Origin of the sequence: Maribacter arenosus (assembly GCF_014610845.1) — a bacterium.
GTDB classification, from domain to species: domain Bacteria; phylum Bacteroidota; class Bacteroidia; order Flavobacteriales; family Flavobacteriaceae; genus Maribacter_A; species Maribacter_A arenosus.
The window spans coordinates 469,186-475,933 of the sequence record NZ_JABTCG010000005.1; the positions used below are offsets into that span (position 1 = coordinate 469,186).

At 45.0% G+C, this 6,748-nt stretch carries 5 protein-coding genes; all 5 read right to left on the bottom strand.

The window, feature by feature from the left end; translation table 11 throughout:
* Positions 1-6: 6 nt before the first annotated feature.
* Positions 7-417 (bottom strand): 6-pyruvoyl trahydropterin synthase family protein, encoded by a 411-nt coding sequence (locus HPE63_RS15900; protein WP_188315269.1) that lies wholly within the window; start codon positions 415-417, stop codon positions 7-9.
* Positions 401-946 (bottom strand): isopentenyl-diphosphate Delta-isomerase, encoded by a 546-nt coding sequence (gene idi, locus HPE63_RS15905; protein WP_188315270.1) that lies wholly within the window; start codon positions 944-946, stop codon positions 401-403. The genes HPE63_RS15900 and idi overlap by 17 nt, the downstream gene beginning before the upstream one ends.
* Before the next feature lie 83 nt (positions 947-1,029).
* Complete coding sequence (locus HPE63_RS15910) at positions 1,030-1,971, bottom strand: PorP/SprF family type IX secretion system membrane protein (RefSeq protein ID WP_223198191.1); 942 nt, start codon at positions 1,969-1,971, stop codon at positions 1,030-1,032.
* 17 nt (positions 1,972-1,988) lie between these two features.
* On the bottom strand, positions 1,989-3,962 hold the full coding sequence (locus HPE63_RS15915; RefSeq protein ID WP_188315299.1) for a T9SS type B sorting domain-containing protein: 1,974 nt from the start codon (positions 3,960-3,962) through the stop codon (positions 1,989-1,991).
* A gap of 69 nt (positions 3,963-4,031) precedes the next feature.
* On the bottom strand, positions 4,032-6,748 hold a 2,717-nt coding region (locus HPE63_RS15920), incomplete at its 5' end, for a beta strand repeat-containing protein (RefSeq protein WP_188315271.1).

Below are 6,748 nucleotides of genomic sequence, written 5' to 3' on the forward strand. Positions count from 1 at the left end.
CTAAGATTATTTCCCATTATAGGTTACAAAGTTTCTTGGTGTTTCATAAAGGACAACCTCCAAGTCCTTGGAAGCATCGATATCTGGTCTTAATTTGTTCCAAATAACAACGGCAATATTCTCAGCGGTCGGATTCAAATGCTTAAACTCAGGGACTTCTACATTAAGGTTCTTATGATCAAGTGCGTCTTCGATTTTCTCCTTGATAAGGGCTTTCAAAATTTTCATATCCATCACAAAACCCGTATCCTTATCGACCTCGCCATAAACACTAACCACCAAATCATAATTATGACCATGATAATTTGGATTATTACACTTACCAAAAACGGCACTATTCTTGGCCTCGTCCCACTCTGGCCTATATAATCGATGTGCTGCATTAAAATGTGCCTTTCTACTAACCTTTACTTTCATGGTTCATATTATGTATTAAATGGTCGTAAAATTTTTCAAAAATAATCTTAAACCATATGGTATATTGATGGGGGTTTTTGGCAATATCATTTTGAATGTCCTCGGGCTTCATCCACTTGAAATCCGCTACCTCATCCGGATTGATTTTAGGAACGCCATGGTAATACCCCATCATTACATGGTCCAATTCATGTTCGGTCAGTCCGTTATCAAAAGGCGCCTTATAGATAAATGAAAACAGTTCCTTTAAATCGGCCTTAAATCCCATTTCTTCCTGCAATCTTCTTCGACCCGCCTCTATATTCGTCTCACCTACTCTTTGGTGACTACAACAGGTATTGGTCCATAACAAAGGGGAGTGGTATTTTTGTGCCGCTCTCTGCTGCAGCATGGTCTCGCCTTTATCATTCATGATAAAAACAGAGAAAGCCCTGTGTAACTTAGCCTTTTCATGGGCTTCCATTTTGGGCATGGTACCAATTTGCTCGTCTTTTTCGGTTACCAGAATGACTTCTTCTTCTTCCTTCATTCTGTAAAAGTAAGACCTTTGCCTAACTTTTAAGTTAAGCCTTTAATAAAAAATAGTGATGGATGTATTTAATGATTTACCTGCTAGAAGAACCTAGGTGACTTCAAATAACCTTTGGTCTTTATAAAATCATATCTGAGAATGATTTCAAATGAACCATCGTTAAAAGCTGCATTGCCCAGCTCGGTAATCTCACGATCGTAGGCCATGCCTATTAAAAAAGATTCATTGAGCTGAAAACCGATCATACCACTTAAGGCCGCATCCCAACGATAGGCCGCGCCAAGAATAAACGTGTCGCTCAACATGAAGTTAGCCGAAAGATCTAACTGTAAAGGTGCCCCTTGAACCACCTTGGACAGAATCGTTGGTTTGAATTTTAAATCCGTATTCAAATCGAAGACATAACCCGTGATCAAATAAAAATTCATCTGTTCCTTTGCCGTGGATAAGGAAGATTCTTGAAAGTGTGAAGTCTGTAGAAATCTTGGGACCGATATCCCCGCATAGAACTTATTGGTATGATAATAGACCCCTGCCCCAAAATTAGGGGAAAACTTATTATCTATATCCTGTTCTAAAGTTTGGTCCGGTGCAAATTGATTCAGTTCAGAAAAACGGATATCCAATAAATGACCACTAGCCTTTAACCCAAAACTCAACTTCCCTTCATCGGAGGTTTTCACGGTATATGAAAAATCAATATCTAAATATGTTTCTGAAGTTGGTCCGATTTCATCATTGACAATCGACATACCCATACCCACTCCATTATGGCCGACAGGGGAATGTATATTCAAAGTTTGGGTCTTAGGCGCACCATCGAGGCCTACCCATTGGGATCGGTGCAAAGCTGCGATACTCAAATGGCCCCTTGAACCGGTATATCCAGGATTCACACTCACCGTATTGTACATGTATTGCGTGTATTGGGCATCTTGTTGGGCCCGAACTTCTTCTGCGAAGAATAATATTATTATACTCACAAAACCTAATGTCCGTAAAACTATTCCGATCTTTCTCATACACTTCATTATAATCATCATCTGTTGATATAAATATACCCTGACAGTGTAATCGTCTTACCGGTTACATCTACATAATCAAGGATATAGAAATAGGTGCCTACGGGTAGTTTGTTGTCTTTTTCTACGGTAACCCTTCCTTCAGAGGTTCCATCAAAAACATTACCGTTCGTATTATACGCTTTTGTAGTATAGACCAATACACCCCATCTATTATAAATTCTTAAAGTATTGTCCGGGTAATTTTGTAATCCACCTATTACCAAGACATCATGTACACCATCACCATTTGGTGTGATTACGTTAAAGACTTCCACTTCCTCTTCTGGAACATTCGGTTGAAGGTAATCAGGTGTGCCATCTCCGTCGGTATCATCATTTGAATAATCCCCATCACCATTAAGATCTTCATCTATGGTCATCAACGAATCATCATCGTCATTGGTATCCCTATAATCAGATTCATTATCTCCATCTGTATTGGGTAAATCATTGTAAGGATCATTGATCTCATCATTGACATCAATATCAATAGTTGCTGCTCCTTCATAACCATCATCCAATCCGTCATTGTCCTTATCAGAGCCGATCAAAACAACATCGGCAATACCATCGTGGTCTTGGTCATGACCTTCAATACGGTCAGGTACATTGTCATTATCACTATCATCGTCTAAATAATCCGGTAGATTATCACCATCGGTGTCGACAGGGAATAATCCTAAAGCACCTCCTTCATAGGCATCATCAAGTCCATTTGCATTGGCATCTACCAAACTAGGTGCAATGTAATCTTGGGTCGTTTGTGCCTCTACGTTATCTGGAATCCCATCATTATCACTATCGATATCCAAATAATCGGCAAACCCGTCCTCATCCGTATCTGTGGGATTTGTCGATGGGTCTCCATCGCCATCCAAATCCAAATCTTCAAAGCTATCCACAATTCCATCGTCATCCGAGTCTAAATCCAAAGCGTTGGTTACAACTATGGTCACAGTAGCCGTACTACAATTAGCAGCAGCATCACAAATGGTATACGTAAATGTATCGTTACCTACAAAACCAGTATTCGGTGAATAATCCATCCAATCATCCGATGGGTCATTTGGTGTACTATTCTCATTATGGAGCGCAATTCCATTTGCTGGATCGGTATTTGTAAATGTACCTATGGTCGGAATGTCATTGTCATTCGCCAAGACATCAATATCTATTGGTGTATCCTCATCCGTGGCCACTGCATCATCCAAAGCATCAACAATCGGCAGCACATCAATGGTTACAGTTGCCGTGCTACAATCGCCTGAAGAATTACAAACCGTATAATCAAAGGTATCAGGTCCGTTATAATCCGGATTCGGTGTATAGGTGACTATATCATCCGAGGGATCGTTTGGTGTTCCGTTGTCATCTATGTTTACAACTCCATTGGTAGGAACCGTGGTAGTCAAGGTTCCGGTGGTCGGTAAACCGGAATCATTGGCATAAATATCCACTACAATCGGAACATCCTCATCAGTTGTTACAAGATCATCAACCAAGTTTGCTGCTTGATCAATACACACCACGGTAAAGTTGGGCAAATCAAAACTATTTCCCGCTTTGGTTACTGTCGCTGTATATCGTGTAACACTTAATGTTGAAATCACTGTTGGGCGGGTTTGGTCCCCCGTTACCGCCGGACTCCAACTCAGTGTGGCACCGGAGGAAAGATCCACATTGGCACTAATATCCAAAGTAACTTCATTATCGGGGGCACTGCAATTGGTCACAATAAAATAACCCGATGCATTTGAACCACAAAGTGTACCGTCGTACGTTGCAAAATAAATCCCAGGCGTGGTAACTTCATAAAAGAAATCAGTACCTAAAACCGTTGAAGTGTCCGAAGCTTCAAACCATTGGTAATTATGTTCATCACTACTATTGGGCGCCTGCAACAAAAACTGTGCATTAGACACAACAATCCCCAATAAGGTAAACACCATGCTGAGGAATATCTTTTTATATGTCTTGGAGTATTTCAAATCGATTTGGATCGGTATTCTTTAGTATTATTATTTAACTACAAACACTACGTTAATCAATGAATTGTAATCTGCAGGCATACCCACCACATCATATTGCATTACGCCATCGGCACTTATGCTATCAATATTCAACACAGCAGGATCAGCATAAGTCACATAGTAATAAAGCTCGGTTTTTAAGTATGTTGGCAGCGCTGCAGGGGCCCCTACACTTGCCATAGTAGGGCTTCCAAATTGATCGATATACTCTTGATATAAATCGATGGTAGCATTGTTTACAATTGTCGAAGCATCAACTGCGATTGAGGGCGGATAGAAAATTCTAGCTGCTTTTGATGTAATAGGTGCAATTGCGTTTATTACTTCCTGAACGGTTGTTTCCTCTATATATCCCTGTGCTACACTTTTTTCCGCATCATCGACATCAATTGCAGTTCGTAAAAGAACTTCATCATCGTATTGATCATCCGTGCCTATATCGGCCAATGGGATGGTCACCGTATTGGTATCGCTGTCCGTAAGGATAAGGTTCGTGCCGTCCTCGGTCAAGCTCGTATTCGTCGTGTTCGTATCCAAGGCGGATAGATCTGCTACATGTGGTGCCTGGCCGTCATCCTGTACCTCAAGGGTAAGTTCACCCGTCCCAGCATTGAAACTGAAGGTATCCACTTGCTGGTCATCCGTATCGGTATCCAAAGCAGAAAGGTCAACGGTCACTGGAGCGGTTCCGTCATTCTCCAAGGAAATGGCCAATTCGCCCGTCCCCGGATTGAAGGTAAGGCTGTCGACCGTCTGGTCATCCGTGCCCACCAAACTGGAAAGGTCCACGGTTGTCGATGATCCACCCTCGATATCTATCTGTAGGCTGTTGCCGGTCAAGGTAGCGCCGGTCAGATTCTGGTCATCGGTGCCCACCAAACTGGATAAATCCACCGTCTGGCTGGTTCCGTCCTCGATGCCTACCGTTAATACGTTAGCTCCAGAAAGAGCTAAACCCTCTATGTTCTGGTCATCGGTTCCCGAATCGTCCAAGTGAGAAAGATCGACCGTCTGGCCGGTTCCGTCCTCGATGCCCACTGTAAGTATGTTGGTTCCCACGTCAACGCCAAGACTCTCGATGTTCTGGTCGTCCGTACTGCCCGCGGCCAATTCGGCCAAGGCACCTTCCACTTCCGTGGACGTGAAGTTACCTGCCGCATCGGTGATGTTCACTTCATTGGCGATCTGGTCATCCGTGCCCACCAAACTGGAAAGGTCCACGGTTGTCGATGATCCACCCTCGATATCTATCTGTAGGCTGTTGCCGGTCAAGGTAGCGCCGGTCAGATTCTGGTCATCGGTGCCCGGATTATCCAATGCGCTCAAATCAGCTGTTGCCGTTCCGCCATCCTCCAAGGCTATTGTCAACTCGTTGGTTCCTGCGTTGAACAATGTGTTGGGATCATCCAATTGTTGGTCGTCCGTGCCCACCAAACTGGAAAGGTCCACGGTTGTCGATGATCCACCCTCGATATCTATCTGTAGGCTGTTGCCGGTCAAGGTGGCGCCGGTCAGATTCTGGTCGTCAGTGCCCACCAAACTGGATAAATCCACCGTCTGGCTGGTTCCGTCCTCGATGCCTACCGTTAATACGTTAGCTCCAGAAAGAGCTAAACCCTCTATGTTCTGGTCATCGGTTCCCGAATCGTCCAAGTGAGAAAGATCCACTGTCTGGCTGGTTCCGTCCTCGATGCCCACTGTAAGTATGTTGGTTCCCACGTCAACGCCAAGACTCTCGATGTTCTGGTCGTCAGTGCTGCCCGCGGCCAATTCGGCCAAGGCACCTTCCACTTCCGTGGACGTGAAGTTACCTGCCGCATCGGTGATGTTCACTTCATTGGCGATCTGGTCATCCGTGCCCACCAAACTGGAAAGGTCCACGGTTGTCGATGATCCACCCTCGATATCTATCTGTAGGCTGTTGCCGGTCAAGGTAGCGCCGGTCAGATTCTGGTCATCGGTGCCCGGATTATCCAATGCGCTCAAATCAGCTGTTGCCGTTCCGCCATCCTCCAAGGCTATTGTCAACTCGTTGGTTCCTGCGTTGAACAATGTGTTGGGATCATCCAATTGTTGGTCGTCCGTGCCCACCAAACTGGAAAGGTCCACGGTTGTCGATGATCCACCCTCGATATCTATCTGTAGGCTGTTGCCGGTCAAGGTGGCGCCGGTCAGATTCTGGTCATCGGTGCCCACCAAACTGGATAAATCCACCGTCTGGCTGGTTCCGTCCTCGATGCCTACCGTTAATACGTTAGCTCCAGAAAGAGCTAAACCCTCTATGTTCTGGTCATCGGTTCCCGAATCGTCCAAGTGAGAAAGATCGACCGTCTGGCCGGTTCCGTCCTCGATGCCCACTGTAAGTATGTTGGTTCCCACGTCAACGCCAAGACTCTCGATGTTCTGGTCGTCCGTACTGCCCGCGGCCAATTCGGCCAAGGCACCTTCCACTTCCGTAGCGGTGAAGTTACCTGCCGCATCGGTGATGTTCACTTCATTGGCGATCTGGTCATCCGTGCCCACCAAACTGGAAAGGTCCACGGTTGTCGATGATCCACCCTCGATATCTATCTGTAGGCTGTTACCGGTCAAGGTAGCGCCGGTCAGATTCTGGTCATCGGTGCCCGGATTATCCAATGCGCTCAAATCAGCTGTTGCCGTTCCGCCATCCTCCAAGGCTATTGTCAACTCGTTGGTTCCTGCGT